Here is a 21,205-nt window from a genome sequence, read left to right on the forward strand (position 1 = left end):
TTGTGCATGGCCGGGACCGCCCCTGAAATCGTACCGGTAAAGCTCGAAGAGGAGATGCGCCGGTCCTACCTGGACTATGCGATGTCCGTCATCGTGGGGCGCGCGCTCCCGGATGTTCGCGACGGTCTCAAGCCCGTGCATCGCCGGATTCTCCACGCCATGCGCGAACTCGGCAACCTCCACGGCCGCCCGTACAAGAAATCGGCGCGCATCGTCGGCGACGTGATCGGTCGCTTCCATCCGCATGGCGATACGGCGGTCTATGACGCCATTGTGCGCATGGCGCAGGACTTCTCGCTGCGCTACCCGCTGGTGGATGGCCAGGGTAACTTCGGTTCCATGGACGGTGATGCGCCGGCTGCGATGCGCTACACCGAAATCCGTATGGCGCCGATTGCGGCGCTGATGCTGGCCGACATCGACCGGGAGACGGTCGATTTCGCGGACAACTACGACGGTGCGGAGCGCGAGCCGGTGGTATTGCCGGCCCGCCTGCCGAATCTGCTCGTGAACGGCGCCTCCGGCATTGCCGTGGGCATGGCCACGAATATTCCGCCGCACAACGTACGCGAGGTCATCGACGCCGCCCTGGCCCTGAGTCGAAACCCGGAGATCGGCATTGCCGAATTGATGGAAGTCCTGCCTGGACCGGACTTTCCGACCGCGGCGCAAATCGTGGACGATTCGGGCATCAGCGCTGCATATCACACGGGGCGCGGCACAGTCCAGCTCCGCGCGCGCGCCGCATTCGAAGACGATGCCAGCGGCGGAGCGATCGTTATCTCCGAGCTGCCCTACCGGGTGAACAAGGCGCGCTGCGTGGAGAAGATCGCCGAGCTGGCGCGCAAGAAGGTTATTGCAGGCATACAGGAAGTGCGCGACGAATCGGACAAGGACGGTCTGCGCGTAGTGGTGGAGCTGCGCCGCGGCGCCAACGCCGACATCGTGCTCAACAACCTCTATCGGCGCACGCCACTGGAGTCGAGCTTCGGCATCAATATGGTGGCGCTGTGCGGCGGGCGCCCGCAGTTGCTCAATCTCAAGGAACTGCTGTCGCACTTCCTCGATCATCGCCGCGACGTGGTCACGCGCCGTTGCCTGCACGACCTGCGTCAGGCCAAGACGCGCGCGCATGTGCTGGAAGGATTGACAGTGGCGCTGGCCAACATCGACGAGGTGGTGGCGCTGATAAAGGCTTCGCAAAACGCCCAGGAAGCGCGTCGGGAACTGACTGCAAGGATTTGGGCGCCGGGAGCGGTGCGCGGGCTGCTGGAGCGTGCCGACGCTCCTCCCGACGACCTGTCGGATCTCGGCACGCGCGGCTACCGGCTGTCCGACCAGCAGGCGCGGGCCATCCTGGAACTGCGCCTGCAGCGACTCACGGGGCTGGAACAGGACGCCATCCTCAAGGAATACGGCGAGCTGCTCGCGAAAGTGCGCGAGCTTACGGAAATTCTGCGCGACCCGGACCGGATGCTGGAGGTGATACGCGGCGAACTGGAGGAGTTGCGCGAAGAGTTCGGCGACCAACGCCGTACCGAGATCATCGCTGAATACAGCCGTACCGCCGACGAGGATCTCATTCCGCGCCGGGACCTGCTGGTCACGCTGTCCTGGCGAGGTTATATCAAGACCCAGGAATTGGAGACTTTCCGCACCCAGGGCCGGGGCGGCAGGGGCAAGCGCGGCGCTTCGGTCGGCGAAGAGGACTTCATCGACCAACTCTTCGTGACCAATTCGCATTCGACTTTGCTCTGCTTCACCGACCGCGCGCGAGTATTTCAGCTCCGGCCGTTCGAAATTCCCACGCAAAGCCGCGAGACGCGCGGACTGCCCATCGCCAATCTGTTGCCGGGACTGGAGGAAGGGGAGCGGATCAACTCGGTTCTGCCGGTGGATTCCTTCGACCCTGGGCGCTTCGTGTTCATGGCCACTCGCCGCGGGCGGGTCAAGAAAACCCGGCTGGACGCGTTTGCCAGGATTCGCCGCACCGGCATCTACGCATTGAGCTTGAAAGGCGAAGACCGACTGGTGGAGGCCGCGATTACCGATGGCGACTGCGACGTGATCCTGCTGGCCAGCAATGGCCGGGCTGCGCGTTTCGCGGAAACGGCGGTCCGCCCCATGGGGCGGACGGCTGCCGGCGTGATCGGACAGCGCTTGAAGAAGAAAAAACATGAGCTTGTGGCGGCGCTGATCGTCCGCAAGGACGATGGCCTGGACGATGATGTCTGGGTGCTGCAGGCGACCACCAAGGGTTTCGGCAAGCGCACCGTGGTAACCGAGTTTCCGCGCAAAGGCCGGGCCGGACAGGGCGTCATATCGATTCGCACCGAGGGCCGCAAGGACAAGCTGATCGGCGCTGCGCTGGTGCGCTCCGGCGCCGAGGCCATGCTGATGACGGCCGGCGGCACGCTGCTGCGCACCGCCGTTGACGATGTGTCCATTCAGGGCCGCTACTCGCAAGGAGTGCGCCTGATGCGGCCGGATGAAGGCGACCGGGTTGCGGTGTTCTGTACGCTTGCCGTGGACCAGGACGAAGCAAGCGGCGATATCCTGTCCGCACCGGACACGGCCTGACACTAGTGTCGCGCGTTTACAACTTCAGCGCCGGGCCGGCCGGCTTGCCGCTGCCTGTGCTGCGGCAGGTCCGCGACGAGCTTCTGGATTGGCGGGGGCGCGGCCTGTCGGTAATGGAAGACAGCCACCGTGGTCAGCCGTTCGTGGAGCTGGCCGAGCAGTCCGAGCGGGACTTGCGGGCCCTGCTGGAGATTCCGGACGATTTCGCCGTGCTGTTCATGCAGGGTGGCGCTACGCTGCAGTTTGCCACCATTCCCATGACGCTGGCGCAGGCGGGACAGGGCGTGGATTACCTGGTTACCGGGCACTGGGGCAAGAAAGCCGCGGCCGAGGCCGCGAAGCTGCGCCCCATGCGCATCATTGCCGATGGCGAGGCGCTCGCCTATCGCGCGGTTCCGGCCCCGGAACATTGGGAAACGAGCGCGGACGCAGCCTATCTGCACTACACGGCCAACGAAACCCTGCACGGGCTGGAAATCGACCCTCCGCCGGATGTGGATTATGCGCCGCTGGTCTGCGACATGTCCTCCACCCTGCTGTCGCGGCCGATCCCGGTGCAACACTTCGGCCTCATCTACGCCTGCGCGCAGAAGAACATCGGCCCCGCCGGGGTGACCGTCGTGATCATTAGACGGGATTTGCTGGAGCGGGTTCCGGAAGACACGCCGCTGGCCCTGAACTACCGCCGCATCGCCGCTGCCGGTTCGATGCTGAACACGCCGGCCACTTTTTCCTGGTACGTGGCCTCGCTGGTGTTTCGCTGGGTGGCAGAGCAGGGCGGGCTCGCCGCCATGGCCGAGCGCAACCAACGCAAGGCGGGCATCCTGTACGACTATATCGATGCGTCCGGCTTTTATGCCAACCACGTGGAGGTGCGCTGGAGATCCTGGATGAACGTGCCGTTCACGCTCGCCGACTCCGCCCTGAACACGCGCTTTCTGGAATCCGCCGAACGGCAGGGCCTGAATGGGCTCAAGGGCCATCGCGCGGTGGGCGGGATGCGTGCCTCAATCTACAATGCCATGCCCGAGGAAGGTGTGCGGTCGCTGGTAGGTTTCATGCAGGAATTCGAGCGTAGCGCCTGATCCCGCGCCTGCAACTCGCCAGCAGCATCCCATGTTCAACATTCGGATATACAACAGCATAGCCAACGAGGGCCTTGCGCGCTTTCCTGCCGACCTCTATGCGGCGCCGTCCGAGCATGAGGCTCCGGACGGCATACTGCTGCGTTCCCACGACCTGCATTCGGTCGAGATTCCGTCCAGTGTGCAGGTGGTGGCGCGGGCCGGCGCCGGCGTAAACAACATTCCGGTGGATGCCCTGGCCGCGCGGGGTATACCGGTCCTCAATGCGCCCGGCGCCAACGCCAATGCGGTCAAGGAAGCGGTGGTGGCCGGCATGTTGATGGCGGCGCGCAATATCCTGCCGGCATGGGAGCACTTGCGTGGGCTGGATCTGCCGGCGGAGCAGTTGCACAAGGCCGTTGAATCGCAAAAGAAGCAGTTTGCCGGCCAGGAGCTGTCGGGCCGAGTCATGGGTGTGGCCGGCCTGGGTGCCGTAGGGGTCAAGGTGGCAAACGCAGCGGTGGCGCTGGGTATGCGGGTGTTCGGCTACGATCCCGCACTGGCCCTGGACCGGGCTTGGGAACTGTCGGCGCAGGTGGGCAAGGGACGCAGTCTTGAGCATGTATTTGCCGGCGCCGACTTCGTGAGCATACATGTGCCGCTGCTGGATGCGACGCGCGACCTGGTGTCCGGTGAACTGATTCGCGGCATGCGCAAGGGCGGGGTGCTGCTTAATTTCGCCCGCGGCGGCATCGTGAACCTGGCGGCCGTCACTGACGCGCTGGATTCGGGTTGGCTTTCCGCCTATGTTTGCGATTTCCCCGAACCGGAGCTTGTTCGCCATCCGAAGGCGATCCTGCTGCCCCACTTGGGCGCCTCCACGACCGAGGCCGAAGTCAACTGCGCCGTGATTGCGGCGGATAACCTGCGGGCCTATCTCGAAGACGGCAATGTGCGCGGTTCGGTAAATTTCCCGGTCATCGATCTGCCCCGCAGGGACGGTTATCGGCTTACGATCGCGAATTCGAACGTCCACGGGATCGTGGCCAAGGTGTCCGCCTTGCTGGCGGAAGAAAACCTGAATATCGAATACATGATGAACATGTCCCGCGGCGATCTGGCATACACGATGCTGGACCTCAACGATCAGGCGCCGCCTCCGGTTGTTGCGCGCCTGCGAGCGATGGAGGGAATTCTTCGCGTGCGGGACCTGGGGCGGGGCGGTTAGTGCCGGCCCGGGTGCTGCCGGGCCGCGCGGGGGAGCGCGTTTGAGTGCTTGGCGCGCAAGCCGCGCGGACGGTCAAATCATTCCCCAGACCCTGCAGGTGCCGGGGGACAAGTCCATTTCGCACCGCGCGGCGATGCTTGCCGCGCTGGCGTCGGGGCAAAGCGAAATCGTCAACTTCCTGCCGGGCAGCGACTGTCTGGCGACGGTTGCGGCTCTGGAGAAGCTGGGCGCCGAAGTTACATGGCTGGACCGGAACCACTTGCTGATTCGCGGCCGATCGGCCTTGCGTTCGCCCCAAGTTCCGCTGGACTGCGGCAATTCCGGCACTTCCATGCGCCTCTTGGCCGGCCTGCTCGCCGGTCAGAACATTGCCGCGGAGCTGCGGGGAGACGCCTCCTTGAGCACCAGGCCGATGCGCCGGGTCGTGGATCCGCTGCGCCGCATGGGAGCGCGTATCGAGGCGCTGGGAGAAGACGGACGCCCCCCGCTGCGCATCGAGGCGGGCGATGGATTGCGCGGAGTTTCCTATACGCCGCCCATGCCCAGCGCACAGGTAAAGTCTTCCGTACTGCTCGCTGGTCTGGGGGCGCGGGGGCAGACCTGCGTGCGGGAATCCACGCCAACCCGCGATCACACGGAGCGCATGCTGCCGCACTTCGGAGTGGCGGTCGAGCGCTCCGCCGGCGCGGCTTGCCTGGTTGGCGGACGACCGTTGCGCGCCGCGAGAGTCGATGTCCCGGGCGATTTTTCTTCGGCGGCGTTTCTTCTCCTGGCCGGCATTATCGGGCGTGTCGAGATGCGGGCACAGCACGTAGGCGTGAACCCGGCGCGCACGGGGCTTTTGAGCATGCTGGAGCGGATGGGCGGCAATGTGCAGGTTGCGGCGCGCGGCGAGGTGGGCGCCGAGCCGGTAGCTGATCTTGTCGCGACTCCGGGTGCCTTGCACGGCGCCCTGTTGCCGGCCTCGCTGGTTCCGGCGGCGATTGACGAGATGCCGGCGGTTTTTGCCGCGGCGGCCTGCGCTAGCGGCCAGACCGTCATTGAAGGCGCTTCGGAACTGAGGGTCAAGGAGAGCGACCGCATCACCGCCATGGTGGAGGGTCTTGAGACGCTTGGCGTGCGTTGCCGGGAAGCGCCGGATGGCGCAAGCATACAGGGCGGATCGGTGCGCGGTGGAGAGGTGGACGCGCATGGCGACCACCGCGTGGCCATGGCGTTTTCGGTCCTCGCCCTGGCCGCGAGCGAGCCCATCGTAGTGCGCGGCGTGGAGATGGTGGACACTTCGTTTCCTGGTTTTGCGGATGCGGTGCGGCCTTTGGGGTTGGCCATTGAACCCATTGACTGACGACTACCAGCACACGGCCGAGGCGCCCGTGATCACGATCGATGGGCCCGCCGGCGCCGGCAAGGGCGTGGTTGCAGGCTACCTGGCGAAACGCTTGGGATGGCGGCGGCTCGACAGCGGAGCACTCTACAGGGCGCTGGCCCTCGCGTTGCTTCGTGAGGGCCTGGTGGAATCCGGCGAGGCGCGCATCGCCGCCACTCTCAAGGATTGGAATCTGGCCTTCGACACCGCGCCGGGCGAGGATCGCGTATTCCTGAACGGCGAGGATGTGACTGAGCAGATCCGCACCGAGCAGGTGGGGGAGGCCGCTTCCCTGGTCGCACCGTTGCCCGCAGTCCGCCGATTTCTGTTGCCCCAGCAACGCCGATTTCGACAGCCGCCCGGATTGGTGGCCGAAGGACGGGACATGGCGTCGGTAGTGTTTCCCGATGCCCCGCTGCAGATTTACCTGAAGGCGAGTCTCGAAATACGCGCCGAGCGTCGTCATAAGCAATTGAAGAAAAAGGGAATCGATGCTAATATTGCGAGTCTGATTCGCGACTTGGCGGAACGCGACCGCCGCGACACGAACCGTTCGCTGGCGCCGCTCAAACAGGTCCGCCGGGCGGAGGTGCTGGATACCACGGCGCTGAACGTCCGGGAAACGAAACATGCGGTCTGGCGCCTGGTAACGGCGCTTTGGCCGCAAGCGGACGCCGAGTAGCGGGTTACCGTGGGCGCCAGCCTGGATTGCGGGCCCCCTTTTGCGTTAGCCGCGAGCGTACAGGAAGATTGCGCGCGCGAACATTTGAGGCCCTGAATGGCAGAAAGCTTTGCAGAGTTGGTTGAGGCCAATCTCGCCAACAAGAATTTCCGGCCGGGAGAAATACTCTCGGCGCAAGTAATAGATATTTCATCGGAAATCGTTACCGTAAGCGCCGGGCTGAAGTCCGAGGCGCTGATTCCCGCCAGTCAGTTCATGGACGAAACCGGCATGCTCGAAGTCGATATAGGCGACGAAGTCGAAGTGGCACTGGACTCGATGGAAGACGGGTTCGGCGAAACCCGGCTTTCGCGCGAGCGCGCCAAGCGAACCCGGGTTTGGGAGAAGCTGGAAACCGCCTTCGAGCAGCAGGAAATCGTGAAGGGCGCCATCAGCGGGCGCGTAAAGGGCGGATTTACGGTCGATGTTTCCAACGTGCGCGCTTTCCTACCCGGATCGTTGGTGGACATGCATCCGATCCGCGACGCCACCTATCTTGAAGGTCGCATGCTGGATTTCAGGGTCATCAAGCTGGATCGCCAACGCAACAACGTAGTGGTATCGCGGCGGGCCGTTATCGAAGAATTGCACAGCGCCGAGCGTGCCGCCTTGCTCGCCAGCCTGGAAGAAGGACAGGTCGTGAAGGGCGTGGTCAAGAACCTCACCGAATACGGCGCGTTTGTCGATCTGGGCGGCATTGATGGCTTGCTGCATGTCACTGACATGGCCTGGAGGCGCGTAAAGCACCCGTCGGAGGTTGTGGAAGTCGGACAGGAACTGGAGGTCAAGATTCTTCGGTTCGACAGTGAGCGCAACCGCGTATCCCTCGGCCTGAAGCAACTGGGCGAGGATCCCTGGGTGGACATCGGCAGGCGTTATCCGACGCATACCAGGCTGTTCGGCAAGGTCACCAACGTGGCCGACTACGGCTGCTTCGTGCAGATCGAGGAAGGGGTGGAAGGGTTGGTTCATGTCTCGGAGATGGACTGGACCAGCAAGAATGTGAATCCGGGCAAGATCGTCCATGTAGGCCAGGAAGTGGAGGTCATGGTGCTGGACATCAACGAGGAGCGGCGCCGGGTTTCGCTGGGTCTCAAGCAGTGCATGGAAAACCCGTGGCAGGATTTCGCCAGCAAATACAAGAAGGACGATCAGGTTACGGGCAAGGTCCGCTCGATGACCGATTTCGGCATATTCGTCGGCCTTGAGGGAAACATCGACGGCTTGGTGCACTTGTCGGACCTGTCCTGGGATGTTCCCGGCGAGGAGGCGGTGCGCAACTACCGCAAGGGTCAGGAAGTGGAAGCCGTGGTGCTCTCGATCGATCCGGAGAGGGAGCGCATATCGTTGGGGATCCGGCAGTTGCAGGGCGACCCGCTGGCCAATTTCCTGCGCGAGCATCCCAAGGGCAGCGTGGTTACCGGCGTTGTATCTTCCGTCGAACAGCGCAAGGTCGAGCTGGAGCTGGCGGAAGGCGTGAAGGGCAGGATGCGGGCGGCCGAACTGTCCCGCGAGCACGTGGACGACGCTCGGATGCATGTCAAGCAGGGGCAGTCCATTGAGGCCCGGATCGTTGGCGTGGATCGTAAATTCAGAGTGGTTTCGCTTTCGGTGCGGGCTGTGGAAGAGCAGGCCGAGGCCGAAGCCTTGCGCGATTACGAGGCCGAGGTCGGCGAGCGGGTCAAGGGCGCCACGTTGGGCGAGTTGCTGCGCAGTCAGCAGCAGAAGGATGCCGGGGAAGAAGAGAAGTAGCGCCGCGGCGAGCTTGTAGGGCGCGCGGCTTAACGTCCCGGGAGGCAACAGGACACCATGAGCTTATCCTCGCCGGCGGCTTCCGAAGCCGCCGTTACTCGCTCCGAGCTGGTTCGGATTGTGACCCGCAGGCTGCTTGAGCACGAACGGTTCGGCTATTTTTCTTCGAGCGACCTGGAAGCTTCGGTGCAGCACGTGATCGAGTTGATGGTGAACACGCTGGCCTCCGGCGGCGGAATCGAGATTCGCGGATTCGGCAGTTTCAAATTGAGCTACCGTAGCGCCAGGATAGGCCGCAATCCGCGCACCGGAGAGCCCGTGGCGCTGCCCAGCAAGTATGTCCCCAAGTTTCGGCCGGGCAAGCGGTTGCGCGAGCGCGTCAACACGGCCTCCAAGCTGCCGGCCGACGCCTCCGCAGCGAGGTCTTAGGGCGCTTCAGGCGAGCGCCAGGGGCCGCAGCGATGGCCATAGCGCGCTGGGCAAAACGTGTCTTGTATGCCGTGGCGCTGCTCGCGGCTGTCGTGCCGGCAGCAATATTGGCGCTGCTGAATCGCGGTCAGGTAAGCGTGGATCTGGCGTTTGCCGAGTTAAACCTTTCCAAACCGCTTGCTTTTACGGCTGTTTTTGCCCTTGGGTGGCTGTTCGGTTTGCTATGCGCTGCCGGCGCGGCGCTGAAGAGGCGGGCCGGCAGTGGCCGCGCGGTGCAAGACGGAAATAACGCCGATTCCGGCAGTTGACCGCGCGGAAAACGGAGCACCGCGCCCGAACGGTTCCGGCAATGCCTCCCGACCTGACGGTTACGCTGGCCGGTGTTATTTTCGCCGTGGCTGCGCTCGGCTATTGGTTCGGACGTTCGGGAAGCGGTTCGGAGCGGTTGAACTGGCGGTTCCAGGAATTTACCGAACGCTTGCCGAAGCGCTCGGAGAAGGCGGTGGAAGCCTACTTGCGCGAGGCCGAGAAGGAACGCCTGCAGCCCGCCGCCGCCTTTGAACTGGCCACTTATTTTCGATCGGTTGGGGATTGGCGGCGCGCCTTGCAGATACACGAATCGCTTGCCGCGCGGGAAGATCTCGATGCCGGCGCGCGCGCGCAAGCGGGGCTGGAGATTGGAGACGATTATCGTTCCGCGGGGATGCTGGACCGGGCTGCTGAGGCGTATGCCGGAATCGTCGAATATCGCCCCCTGAGGCTGGAAGCCTTGCACCGCGGCCTCGGTATTTGCGAGCAGCTTCAGGATTGGCAACAAGCAGTGCGAATAGCGGCGCAAGTGGCCGAGGACGATCCATCCGCCGGCGGAAATTTGCGCTGTCACTACCTCTGCGAGCTGGCGGCAGAGCAAGCACGGGCGGGGGATTTGAAGCAGGCCGCAAAGCTTCTCAAACAGGCGGCCAAGGCATCGCGGACCTGCCCGCGCCCCAGGATCGAGCAAGCGCTATCGAGCGAGGAAGGGCTGGACGCCGCGCTGGCGGCGGTCGCCCGCCATCCCGAGTGCGCCGAATTGATACTGGCGGGGTTGGCGGCCGAGGAGAATCCGGACCCGCGCGTGCTGGAACGCGGGCTTTCCGATCTGTTGAAAAAAAATCCCGGCCTCGGCAAGCAGATGGCCACAGCGCTGTTGATGACTCCCGATCTGCTGTGCCAGACCACGGCGGCTTGTCTGTTCGAGACCTTGCGCCATAGCTATCCGTCATACGCGAGCGCTTATGCATCACGCTCGCCTGAGGAATTTACCGCCCGGGACCTGACCGCGCTGTCCGCCGAACTCCACAAGGCGACGGGAGGCCCGCCGCGTTGGCGCTGCGCGACTTGCGGCCAGGAGCAGGAAGCGCATTTCTGGCGCTGCGTAGAATGCGGCACCTGGGACAGCGCGCGCCTAATTTCGCCTTTTTCGGCTTGAACTTCCGCCAGATCTATTGTTCTGCAAACGCGCCGCGTTTACCACTTCATTTCACGGATTCATCCGCACAAACTCCTTGCCTGTATCCGCGCCACTCAGGAGCGGAGCCTTGAGACACGAAAGGAGAGCCAAGGATGAACAGATGGATAGCGGCGGCGATACTGGCCCTGGCGCCCTGTCTGCTTTTTGCAGGTCCGGTTAACGTCAACAAGGCCGATGCGGAAACGATCGCCATGGAGCTGCAGGGCATAGGCCCGGCCAAGGCAAGGGCGATCGTCGAATACCGCGAAAGCAATGGCCCGTTTGAGGCCGTTGAAGATCTTCTGAAGGTCAGGGGTATTGGCCCCAAGGTGCTGGAAGAGAACAAAGAGAACATCCTGCTCAAGGAAGAGAAGAGCAGTCCTCCAAAAGCGAATCCCTGACCTTCGCAGCGTTTCGGTCGAACCTACACCCCCTCCCTGGAAAAGGGCTTGCGGCAGGTTGATCCTGCCGCCTTTTTTTTACCCTGCAGCGTTGGCTATGTCTGTGCCGGACTGCCGGCCGGCGCAATGGCCTCTGCTTCGCTGGTTTTGATATGCAGGTCGCGTTGCGGATAGGGGATCTCCACGCCATGCTCGCGGAACAGCCGCCACGTCTCCAACAGCACATCGCTCGTGACGTTGGAAACACCGCTGCTGGCGTCGCGAATCCAGAATCGGATTTCCAGTTCAATGGCGGAGTCGCCGAACGCCTTGACCAGGCACCTGGGCTCCGGATCTTCGAGTACGCGGGGCTGCGCGCTGGCCGCCTGAACCGCCAAGCGGGTGGCCAATTCCAGATCTGTCTTGTAGTGCACGCCCACCCCCACTCGCAGGCGGGAATTGGCATCCGTATGCGTCCAATTCGAGACCGGCTGCGTAATCAGCGTTTCGTTGGGTATCAGGTGCTCAATGCCGTCCCGGGTGATGATCGACACGTAGCGGGCGCCCAGCTTGTTCACCCAACCGTAGGTGTTCTCCACCGTTATGACGTCGCCGGGCTTGATCGACTTGTCCAGTAGCAGAATCAGACCGCTGATCAGGTTGGACACGATCTTCTGCAGCCCGAAACCGACCCCGAAGCCCACCGCGCCGCCGATGACCGCCAAGGCCGTAAGGTCTATGCCCACCGCGCCGACGGTGATCAGGATCGCCAGTACGTAAAGCCCGCTGCGCAGGGTCTTGTTCAGCAGCACCTGTCCCGCCGGACTCAGCCAATCCACGCCGTCTATCCGGCGCTCGGTCAGGCGCGAAATGAATGCCGCGCCGCTGAGGAGCACGGCCAGCAGCAAGGCGATGGCCAGCACCTGGTAGAGGTTGACCTTGAACTCCCCCAGCGAGAGGGTGAAGGCCGGCCCCCGCAGCACTTCGATGGTGGGGCCAAGCAGCCCCCAGATACTGAGCGCCGCCATCCCGAAGGCGATCACAGCAGTGAGCCGCGAAAGCATGGGGTTGCGGATAAGCCGCGACACCAGGCGCACCACGATCCAGGCCGCCAGCAGCGTGGTCACGATGTCCAGCAGCCAGGTATTCGCGCCCGCGGCCATGTATATCGCCAGCGCCACGGTGAGCAGAGCGATCCAGAGTAGCGGCCACAGCAGCGGCTCCAGGATTCGACGCGCATTTTCCAGGCGCGGTCGCCCCTGACAGCGATTCACGATAAGCGAGTGGATCCGCCGGCTGGCAAAGAAAGCCGCGGCGAACAGCAAAGCGCCGAGCGCCAACTGCGCCAGACTCGCTGCTACCGAGACACCCGCTGGCTTGATCGCCAGGATGCCTGTCCAAACGCTGTCCAGCAGTGCCTTGAATCGTTCCACGAGCGGAGGATACCGTATCCCGGCGCGGCCGCAGCCGCTATGCGCGTCCCTCGTGAGCGACCCTCAGTATGCCCACTTCGCGTGCGCGAGCGGCGCTCGCTTGAGGGCTTCCCGGTGCAGACGCCATTGCGGCAAGTGGTGGTCCATGAGTTCCCGAAACCGCGCATTGTGCCGGCGTTCGATCAGGTGCGCTAATTCATGCACGACGATGTATTCCAGACAAGAAACCGGCTTCTTCGCCAGTTCAAGGTTCAGCCAAATGCGCCGGGCGTCCGGGTTGCAAGATCCCCAGCGCGTCTTCATTTTCCTGATGCGCACTTCCGCCGCTTGCACGCCTAGTTGACGCTGCCATTTTGTCAGCAGTGCCGGCAAGCGGGCGCGCAATTGGCGCCGATACCAGTCATCAAGCGCAGCTTCTCGTGCCGCGCGATCAGAGCCGGGGCGGACCCGCATCGCTATCGTTCTTTTGTTGGCGCGCGAAACGGATGGCCGGAATTCGGACTCAATCACGTCCAGCCGATAGCGCTGGCCGGCAAAGTAATGACTTTCGCCAGTCACGAATTCGCGCTCGGTCTGCCTGTCCTGCTGGGCATATTCCGCCTGCTTCCGGCGAATCCACTCCAGACGGCTGCCAACGGCCAACCGGATCGCATCCTCGTCCAGCCGCAGCGGCGCAGCCACCCGCACCCGGCCACTGGGCGGGTACACGCCCAAGTGGAGGTTTTTGATGTCCTTGTGGACGATGTCGATGGGTATCCCGCCGACGGATATACGGGCAAACTCGGTCGGCGTCCCATCCCCTCCGCAATCATCTACTCCGATTGCTGTTCCGCCGGCCATATTCCTGCTGACGCGACGGGCCGTCGCAGGCGTTTCCGCTGCCCGCGTTCGGTCGCGTTTCGTGTCAATATTCATGCTGTGCCTTGACGATCTCGAAGATAACGTTGGTGAGATGTTTGTTTCTGTCAAGCGCCGACCTGATAGCGTTTCGCACTTCGCGCTCCTTGAACGTGTTTCCCCGCCAATCGGCCTTCTTGACTTCGCATACGGCCTTATCCAAGGCCAGCGCCATGGCGGTACGCTGGTCGGCGCCACTACCTGGCGGTGACGGTTCTCGCACCTCGCAAGCCTTGAGGCCCTCCAAGTTATCGTAAAGCGCTCTTAGCGGTGCGCCGTCGATGCCTGGCGGATAAGGCGCGGATGCGCTGGCGCCGGGATTGCTTACCTTTTTGCAGAGTTCTATAACTTTTGCAAGATATTGCTTGTATTCAATCGCCTGCTGCTTGCGCTCCTGGATCAGGGCATCCAGAAGTTTCGACATTTTTTCGTAATACTTCGGATTGACCGCGGACTTGTCGATGATGACGCGGCGCACGTTGTTATCGATGGTCTCGGCCATGGCCTCCTTACTGCCGCGGATGCCGTCCGGCAGCTCGGTGAGCCCGGCCTCACCGCGTTCGACGAGGAGCCGCACCAACGGCAAGTCGTCGAACGCGGACAGTTTCACGCTATCTTCTGCGCGGATGTACATATCGAGCAAATGCCGCATCGCCGGCTCGTACATTTTGAGATCAATGTAATCGCCGCTGGCCAGCTTGACCTCCGACCGCACTTTTTCGTAGTGGTCCACCTCGTGCTTGACGGTCCGCACCTCGGATTGGGAATACCCGGCCGAAACCATTTCGCCCGCCAGGTCGCCGTAGGCTCGTAGCAGTTTGACAGTGAGCTTGTACAACTCAAGGCGCTTCGATTCGTTGTTCTTGAGTTGTTCGGTATTGCCGCTTTCCCGCGCGCAGAAGTAACGCAGGTAGGCTGCTGAGTCGCAGGGTGGCTCAACCGGCTCACACAGCGCCTTCACCGCCTCGCGCGCTTCTTCAAGGCGCTCGCGGCCCAGCCGCAACCGGTCCTTGAGCAAACCTTTCACGTCCTCTTGGTCGAAAGCCTCGAATGCTTCGCCCGTATAGTCCGAGATCGACTGCTCCAGCGACCGGAAGAGGTCCTTGTAGTCGATGATGTGACCGTACTCCTTGTCTTCGCCATCCAAGCGGTTGACGCGGCAGATCGCCTGAAAGAGTCCGTGGTCGCGCATCGATTTGTCGATGTAAAGATACGTTGCCGGCGGGGCATCGAACCCGGTAAGCAACTTGTCCACCACGATGAGGAGCTTCATTTGCCCCGGCTCTTCTACGAAGCGCTTTTTCACCTCCTGCTCGAAACGTTCGATCTTATGCATCGCCGAGTCTTCGGATTCGTCGAAATGCGCCGCCAGCATCTTGCGATAGATATCGTGCTTGCGCAGCTCTTCGGTGAGCCCTTCGCCGGTTTCCTCTCCCTTGATATTCGCCGGCGCCGGACGGTAGGAAGTGACGACGGCGCACTTTTCCGCCAGCGCCGTTTTTTGAAACATCTCATAGAGCCGGCACGCCGAATAGATGCTTTCGGAAACCAGAAGCGCGTTACCGCGTCCGCTCTTCAGGCGATCGCAGGTTTCCATGTCGAACACGATCTCGGCGACGATCTTCTGCAGACGATCCTGTGAACTCAGGACGCTACGCATAGTGCCCCAACGTTGCTTGAGTTGCGCCTTGGCGAGGTCCGTCAGGGCGCCAGTCTTGGCCTCGAACCATTGGTCGATCTTCACCTGAGAAGTTAGTGTTTGATCGATGTCACGCGCCTCGTAGCGCAGATCAAGCACCACGCCATCGGTCACTGCCTGATCGCACTTATAGTTGTGGATGTAAGGTCCGAAGGTCTCGATGCTGCGCTGTTTGTCAGCCTTGAGCAGCGGCGTACCCGTGAAGCCTATGAGCGTCGCCTCGGGAAGAAGCACCTTCATGGCCTGATGAAGCCTGCCTGACTGTGTGCGGTGGCACTCGTCGACGAACACGAACATCTCGCCCTTGGCTTTGAATGCCTCGGGCAAATTAGCTTTGATCGAATTGACGTAGTCGTCTATATCCTTCTTGCTTGGTTCGTCGCGCGCGCCGAATTTATGGATCAACGAGCAGATCAGCCATTCCTCGGCGGAGTTGAGCACACGCGCGAGGTTGGCCCCGCTGGTCGTGCGGTGGATGTCCTCGTCGACGCCCTTGAAGACCTGCTCAATCTGGGCGTCCAACTCGGTGCGATCGGTGACGATCAGCACCCGGCCACCGGCCACATGCTCGCGAATCCACTTCGCCAGCCAGACCATTGTCAGGCTCTTGCCGCTGCCCTGGGTATGCCAGATAATGCCCCCTTCGCGGCGACTCACGCGCTTCCTTGCGGCCCGCACCCCGAAATACTGGTTGTGGCGGCAGATTTTCTTGGTACCCGCGTCGAAGACGATGAAATCGTGGACGATCTCAAGCAGCCTTTTCTTAGCGCAAAGCTGACCGAGTTCCCGCAGCAGCGAGTTGTCACCGGCTTCGGGACGGGCATCTGCTTCCTTCCAACGCAGCCAGTACTTCTCGGGCGTCTCGATCACGCCGTAGCGCAGTCCTTCCGTCTCGTTTCCGGCTAGGAGGAGCTGAACGGTAGCGAAGAAAGCGCGGATGAATTCCGGCTTTTGGCTGTCCAGATTCTGGCGGATACCCTCGGCTACCGATACCGTTGATCGCTTCAACTCCAGCACGCCCAGCGCAATGCCGTTGACGTAGATCACGATGTCCGGCCGCTTGTTGTTAGTTCCGGAGACGGTGACCTCTTCGGCGAAGGCGAAGTCGTTGTTGTCGGGGTCTTTCCAGTCGATCAGCCACGCGGTTTCGGTTAGCGCATTGATTTCGGGTTGCAGTTTCACGCCATAGCGCAGCAGGCCGTAGAACTCGCGGTTGGCGTCGTAAAGCGTCGGGCTGCCGCCGAGCCCTATCGCCTTGCGCAAGCGGTCCAGCACTTTGGTGATAAGCGTGGGGCTGTGCCCTTGGCGCTTAAGCCAGACGCTGAGCAATGAATCTTCGATATTGTTGTTGTCGTCGCGGTCCTGCCAATTGCCGAGATACCGGTAGCCGAGGGAGTCCCGCAGGAACGCGACGACGCGTTGCTGGGTGCGGATTTCGCGTTGGCCGACATTGCTACTCATCGCCATCCTCGACCACGTGCCACCGCCCACCCTTGTCCGGCCCGATGCGTTGCAGCTTTCCGGCTTCCCTGAGCGTTCGCAGCTGCCACTCGACTCCCTTCCGGGTGATGCCAATTTTCTCCGCCATCTGCCTAGCGGTTATCGCTGGATTCGCCGCCACCAGCGCGAGGATTTTCTCCCTAGTTTTCTCCCTAGTTTTCTCCCTAGTTTTCTCCCTAGTTTTCTCCCTAGTTTTCTCCCTAGTTTTCCGAGAGGTGGTCGCAGCTTGCACCCCAGTATGGTCCTCAACTTGCACCCCTGCTTTCTGGGCAGTGGCGTCGTGGCCCGCGCCGCGGGCTTCAGCATCGGCGGCTTGGTATTCCGCCGAGAACGGGAAGCTCAGCCAAAGTCCCTCGCCGGTCGCTTGCGGCACCCACTCCGGCGCGGGATTGCCTGCATCCCTGCATAATTCGACGATTTGACGAATGCCGCGTCCCCAAGCTTCGATCATGCCGGCCCGGAAGAATGTGTAGGCGATTCTGGGATTGTGCGGGTTTGACGAGAGCTTTCCGGCGCGTTGCTCGGCGACCCAATCGGGTGGCAACCGTCCCGCGTTCCAGATGGCGATTCGGTCGTCGTGAACGCGAATCTGGATGGTGGTGGGGCTGGCGTAATCGCGGTGAATGATGGCGTTGATGATCGCTTCGCGCATGGCTTCGCGCGGCACCGGAAGGGTTTCCACGCGATAGATGCCGTCGTAGGAAATCAAGGCGCGCGTGTACTTGGTGTACAGCAGGTCCATCGTCTGGTCGACTTGCGTGAACAGGTCGCCTTCGATCAAATCCTGATACAGCAAATTCGCGCCGCGGAAATAACCGATCTTGACATAGGCTTCCATCACGTGCCGATGCGGTGTCGGGTGAAACAGCAGAACAGCGGCACGCTTGAGCATGCCCGCTTCGCGCAATTGCAGTCGCTCGATGACGGCTTCGTCGGGCTCGTCAAGGATGCTCGGCGGCAAGCGCTCACTGCTCGCGCCGCGCCGGCGGAATCCGTCGAAGGCGCGCCCGTCCAAATCCTTCAGGCCGACGCCCGGCAGCGGCACATCGTCCCAAGTCCGCCCGTACTTTTGCAGCAGGAAACGGCTGAGCGACGCACCGGTGAGCACTTGCTTGGTGCTGCCGCTTCGATAGTGGAATTCGCCCTTGTAGCTGATCGCGTTGGGGTAGGGATCGACCGCGATTTCCAAGTATTCGCCGCCGGCTTCCGATTTCAGATTCACGTCCACCACGATGCCGAGCAGCGACAGCGCCTTGTTGGGGATTTCCTCAAGCAGCCGCAGCGGATTTTTCACGCCGACGATCTCGCCCCGATCATTCTTGCCGATTTCGAGCACGCCTCCTTGGGCGTTGGCGAAGCCGCAAATCCACTTCAGGTATTCGTCCCGCCAAGACGACTTCCACTCGATGTTCTGGGTTTCAGGCGGCATGGGACTTGTCGTCCTGCGAATGTGGGTCGGTCAGCGGCAGGCGAATCCGCCCCGTGAGCAGTTGCTGCATCATGCCCTGTTTGATAGCGCGCATCTTGTCGCGGCGCTGTTCGAGCGCGGTTATTTCGGAGTCCATGTCGAAGAGTACTTCGGCAATGGCGCATTGTTCGTCAAGCGCAGGAAGCGAAATTTCTATGCATCCGAGATGGACACTGCGAATGTGAACAACAGCATCGCCTTGCGCCATCCTGGATTTTTGCCTTACTACGTCAGGGGCATTCAAAAGATGTCCAAGGAAAACTGCGTCTTGACCGGAAGTTCCCAAAACTATTATGTCTCCGCCAGCGTATGCGGTTTTGGGGCCAATGTATGCAACGCATACTCCAATCTCTTCAGGCGTCTCTCCTGAAGCGGCAAACAATAGATCGCCGTTGGCAATGGGCAATGCTGTATTTGTTACGTGATCTGGAATTTGAGAATTTAAATCTGAGACATAATTTGAATACATCGTATACAGTTCGCCATATCGCACACAATGGACGCCTTCCTCGCATAATTCACTGCGAGTGATGCCTTGGCCTTTTGAAAATTCTCCCAACGTTTTCAGCTGGATAACTTCCCACTCCCCGCTGAAGCCTGGCAGGCGGGTTTTGCCGGTGAGGAGTTGTTGCATGGTGGCTTGTTTGATGGCGCGCTTCTTGGCGATCAGCGCCTCCAGCACTTCGAGTAGCCCATCCACATCCGACAGCACTCTGGCAATAGCGAGTTGTTCATCAGTGGTTTTGGGTACCGCTATTTCAAACGCAGCAACACGCTGCAAGGCTAACTTCGGTTGGGCGCCAACCGTCTTTATCGATTCGATGGTTTTTTGAATTGACGACGACATCAGCCAATACATCAAGTAGTCGCGGTTACAAGTGATGTTGGTGATGCAGTCCGCATTCTCGGTAAGATTTGCACCACTTAGGAACGCAGGTACAACACCAACGATCCCAAGAGTTCCAGCGACGCTGATAAAGATGTCTTCGCTGCTGATACGGTAATCTTTTATCGCCGGAAATGCTGCCTTTGGCACGTACTTGATCTCCGTTTGAGCTACACCTCCGGGAAACATATCCGTGACTCGGATATACGGAAACGAAGTGGGTGAGTCGACAAGACGAAAGCCCGGCGGGAGTCTCTTGCCTCCTTTCACTTTAGCAACATCTCCAATGGTCACGCGATCCCAGTCCTCTGGAATCACTCCAACCTTCGTACGCTTGTAGCCAATAGGCAATTCCTCTGCACTCTTGTGGTCAGTGGTTGAGGTTGGCGCTACACTTGAAAGCTTTTCAGGCACAGTTGTCAGCCTCTTGTATGCTTGGCAAGCTTGGATGATTGAGGTCGGGTCTCACTCAGGGACGCCTCAATCGGAGTGAACGGAAGTCTCTCCCTCCAAGTCTTCTTAGCAGTCTTGTTCCCCGCTTGCGGCGGTGCCAATAAGGCAGGGGGGCTGGTCCGAAGCCGCGACAGACGGTGCTGCGCAGGTCGGGCGATGCCCTCTGGTTGTGGGTGTGTTGGCGATTCCCTCAAGACCCGCTCCTCGCGGAATTGGGGTGCTCGGCCATGCAGTTTCTTCCAATGTGTCGCTGGCAGCTAACGCCAATTGGCCGAAAATACCAAATTCAAAGATTCGAATGGTACTCGCACCGATGGGTGGGTGTTCGGTTACATGGATTCCGGGCGTGGCAGTATCTGGAGTCGATTGTGATGGAGCGCTGAAGGCGGATAGTCGGAGTCATGCGCCTATCTGGTCACACTTTCTTCTTCGCATCAGGGATGCTCAGCCATGTCTGACTCGCAAAAGCTCCTGCACAAAGCCTTGCTTGAAGAGTGGCATTTGATTGCTACGACATTCGGATTCAAAAACATCAAATTCCTTAACGAAGAAGACAGGTGCGCATTGTCGAAAACGAGTTCCTCGCTGTTGTCGAGTGTCCTTCTTACATGCAAATACAGGCGGACGCTTTGATTCACACGCTCAAGAGCCATCCCAGCATCGTCTTCACATACAACGTCATTCAACTAGCGCCAGGGTATATGGACTGCGTTATGACTTGGAACATCAAGGGGCGTATGAACGAAATGCCCTTGCTGTCGCTACTACTCCGACTTGTCAAGCGCCAACCTTTGTCCGAATTGCACGAAATATGGCCTGAGCCATTATCGGGCAGACGCTGTTGCCGATCATACGGAACGAGTGCCAGATCGTCGGATGAAAACGAAAATGATCGGGAAATCCTTGCAGTCTTGCTGCTTCTCTGACGGTAATCACACGAGGCTGGTCTGGATGGATGGGCCTGACGGATTGAAATGACCCCCGATCCGGACCAGTGCCAGCTCTGAGCGTAGGAGCCTGACTTGACCACATCAACCTTGGGTGACGTCCTATTGGGTCCATCTTGCCCTGTGGGATCGCCAGGAATCGTTCGACAACCCGCTTAGAATGTGCTGTTCGCAGATTCCCTGAAAAATGCCCCCCCTTGGACCGTAGCCGTCTTGCGTAGTCGCAGCAATTCCCTTTACGGGTTATTTTCCAATAGTCGAATCCATCTCGGTCTTCGCATCGAATTGCACCCATTAGGTCGAAAATCGCTGCTTTGACAGTTGCGGCTGGCCGACGCAATACCTCGAAATCCTTGTCTGAAAGAGGTTCTCCGTGGTCTTTGTGAATGCCGATCACGAACAAACGAGACCTGCTAGTGGCGGCCCCGAAATCCGCGGCATTTAGTATCTTTGGTCCATAGATGGCGTATTTCTCCCCGACGAGCCGCAAGCTTTCATCCAAGACCCCCCGAGCGTCTGCATACCCGAGCCCCACGACGTTCTCCATCACAAAGAAACCCGGATTCGCGTCGCGGACAATGCGGAAGAAATCTCGAAGTAGGTCTCGGCGTGGATCGTTGGCATTTCGTTTGCCAATTGCGCTGAAGCCTTGGCATGGAGGTCCGCCAACAATCCCGTCTAAGTGTCCTCCCACCGAGGCACGAACCGCATTCCCGCAGACGGTTGACAGGTCTTGAGTGATTACGTCCGTGCCTTCAAAATTGACGCGGAATGAATACGTCAAAACGGGATCATTGTCGAGGGCCGCCGCCACTTCAAACCCAGCATGCTTGGCTCCCAAAGAGAGTCCTCCGGCCCCTGCGAATAGATCTACAACCCGTGGCGCGCGGGGTTCACTCACCTCGTTTGTCCG

The 21,205-nt window shown here is 60.9% G+C and carries 16 protein-coding genes; 10 read left to right on the plus strand and 6 right to left on the minus strand.

The genetic code is table 11. The features are described 5' to 3' along the window. Positions 1-6: 6 nt before the first annotated feature. The 10 genes from gyrA to ACWCOO_RS05120 all read left to right on the plus strand — a co-directional run bounded on the left by gyrA (position 7) and on the right by ACWCOO_RS05120 (position 11,030). Entirely contained in the window at positions 7-2,580 is a 2,574-nt protein-coding gene (gyrA, locus tag ACWCOO_RS05075; RefSeq protein WP_446831869.1) for a DNA gyrase subunit A, read from the plus strand. Between the two features lie 5 nt (positions 2,581-2,585). Continuing rightward, a complete protein-coding gene (gene serC / locus ACWCOO_RS05080; RefSeq protein ID WP_446831870.1) occupies positions 2,586-3,665 on the plus strand; it encodes a 3-phosphoserine/phosphohydroxythreonine transaminase in 1,080 nt (359 codons plus the stop codon). Positions 3,666-3,696: 31 nt separating this feature from the next. Further along, complete coding sequence (locus ACWCOO_RS05085; protein ID WP_446831871.1) at positions 3,697-4,872, plus strand: 3-phosphoglycerate dehydrogenase family protein; 1,176 nt, start codon at positions 3,697-3,699, stop codon at positions 4,870-4,872. A 40-nt stretch (positions 4,873-4,912) separates the two neighbouring features. Then, positions 4,913-6,217 carry a 3-phosphoshikimate 1-carboxyvinyltransferase gene (gene aroA, locus ACWCOO_RS05090; RefSeq protein ID WP_446831872.1) on the plus strand — a complete coding sequence of 435 codons (1,305 nt, stop codon included), beginning with the start codon at positions 4,913-4,915 and terminating at the stop codon, positions 6,215-6,217. Next, positions 6,201-6,920 carry a (d)CMP kinase gene (gene cmk, locus ACWCOO_RS05095; RefSeq protein ID WP_446831873.1) on the plus strand — a complete coding sequence of 240 codons (720 nt, stop codon included), beginning with the start codon at positions 6,201-6,203 and terminating at the stop codon, positions 6,918-6,920. The genes aroA and cmk overlap by 17 nt, the downstream gene beginning before the upstream one ends. Positions 6,921-7,016: 96 nt before the next feature. Continuing rightward, on the plus strand, positions 7,017-8,711 hold the full coding sequence (rpsA, locus tag ACWCOO_RS05100; protein ID WP_446831874.1) for a 30S ribosomal protein S1: 1,695 nt from the start codon (positions 7,017-7,019) through the stop codon (positions 8,709-8,711). A 57-nt stretch (positions 8,712-8,768) separates the two neighbouring features. Beyond that, positions 8,769-9,140: an HU family DNA-binding protein gene (locus tag ACWCOO_RS05105; protein WP_446831875.1), complete on the plus strand. Its 372-nt coding sequence runs from the start codon at positions 8,769-8,771 to the stop codon at positions 9,138-9,140. A gap of 32 nt (positions 9,141-9,172) precedes the next feature. Next, entirely contained in the window at positions 9,173-9,448 is a 276-nt protein-coding gene (locus ACWCOO_RS05110; protein WP_446831876.1) for a hypothetical protein, read from the plus strand. 41 nt (positions 9,449-9,489) lie between these two features. Beyond that, positions 9,490-10,608: a hypothetical protein gene (locus ACWCOO_RS05115; RefSeq protein WP_446831877.1), complete on the plus strand. Its 1,119-nt coding sequence runs from the start codon at positions 9,490-9,492 to the stop codon at positions 10,606-10,608. A gap of 134 nt (positions 10,609-10,742) precedes the next feature. After that, complete coding sequence (locus ACWCOO_RS05120; RefSeq protein ID WP_446831878.1) at positions 10,743-11,030, plus strand: ComEA family DNA-binding protein; 288 nt, start codon at positions 10,743-10,745, stop codon at positions 11,028-11,030. Positions 11,031-11,125: 95 nt separating this feature from the next. On the opposite strand, the gene ACWCOO_RS05125 is transcribed toward ACWCOO_RS05120, so the two are convergent. From ACWCOO_RS05125 to ACWCOO_RS05150, 6 genes are all read right to left on the minus strand, one after another. Next, complete coding sequence (locus ACWCOO_RS05125) at positions 11,126-12,442, minus strand: mechanosensitive ion channel family protein (protein ID WP_446831879.1); 1,317 nt, start codon at positions 12,440-12,442, stop codon at positions 11,126-11,128. 63 nt (positions 12,443-12,505) lie between these two features. After that, complete coding sequence (locus tag ACWCOO_RS05130) at positions 12,506-13,282, minus strand: M48 family metallopeptidase (protein ID WP_446832002.1); 777 nt, start codon at positions 13,280-13,282, stop codon at positions 12,506-12,508. Positions 13,283-13,346: 64 nt separating this feature from the next. After that, positions 13,347-16,499, minus strand: coding sequence for a type I restriction endonuclease subunit R (locus ACWCOO_RS05135; protein ID WP_446831880.1), 3,153 nt, complete (start codon positions 16,497-16,499; stop codon positions 13,347-13,349). Beyond that, positions 16,492-17,967, minus strand: a complete 1,476-nt coding sequence (locus ACWCOO_RS05140) for an ATP-binding protein (RefSeq protein ID WP_446831881.1) — start codon at positions 17,965-17,967, stop codon at positions 16,492-16,494. Before ACWCOO_RS05140 ends, ACWCOO_RS05135 begins: the two co-directional genes overlap by 8 nt. Then, complete coding sequence (locus tag ACWCOO_RS05145) at positions 17,957-19,306, minus strand: restriction endonuclease subunit S (RefSeq protein ID WP_446831882.1); 1,350 nt, start codon at positions 19,304-19,306, stop codon at positions 17,957-17,959. Before ACWCOO_RS05145 ends, ACWCOO_RS05140 begins: the two co-directional genes overlap by 11 nt. A gap of 816 nt (positions 19,307-20,122) precedes the next feature. Next, positions 20,123-21,193: a DNA cytosine methyltransferase gene (locus ACWCOO_RS05150; RefSeq protein ID WP_446831883.1), complete on the minus strand. Its 1,071-nt coding sequence runs from the start codon at positions 21,191-21,193 to the stop codon at positions 20,123-20,125. Between the last annotated feature and the right edge of the window lie 12 nt (positions 21,194-21,205).

The sequence above is a fragment of the Candidatus Foliamicus sp. genome, assembly GCF_965221325.1.
Lineage (GTDB): Bacteria > Pseudomonadota > Gammaproteobacteria > Steroidobacterales > Foliamicaceae > Foliamicus.